The sequence below is a fragment of the Mesorhizobium sp. M8A.F.Ca.ET.161.01.1.1 genome (assembly GCF_004792105.1).
In the GTDB taxonomy this organism is placed as follows: Bacteria; Pseudomonadota; Alphaproteobacteria; order Rhizobiales; family Rhizobiaceae; genus Mesorhizobium.
Map to the genome: position 1 here is coordinate 1 of NZ_SRTD01000404.1, position 300 is coordinate 300.

A 300-nucleotide genomic window follows, 5' to 3' on the forward strand; every position below is an offset into this window, starting at 1 on the left:
CCGATCTAAGACCTGATCCAGCCATTGCGCCCATTCCACGGGCACGATCTCCAGATCGATGCCGACATCACGCAGCTCGGACGCGATGATCTCGCCGCCAAGCCGGGCATAGGACGGCGGCGGCAGCTTCAGCGTCGCCTTTGCGACATCGAGCCGGACGGGTTCCGGCGAGGGCCAGATCATCGGCCAGTAAGCTGTCGAAACGGCGATGCGCAATTGGTGGCCGGCCGGCACCCGGTAGACGCCCTGGTCGAGCACGACGCGTGTCGAAACGGTCTCGCCGGGGATCAGTACTTGCGG

The 300-nt window shown here is 65.3% G+C and carries 1 protein-coding gene; it reads right to left on the reverse strand.

The genetic code is table 11. The features are described from left to right. The coding region (locus EN804_RS37620; RefSeq protein ID WP_281407939.1) for a CocE/NonD family hydrolase C-terminal non-catalytic domain-containing protein at positions 1–300 on the reverse strand (300 nt) is incomplete at both ends.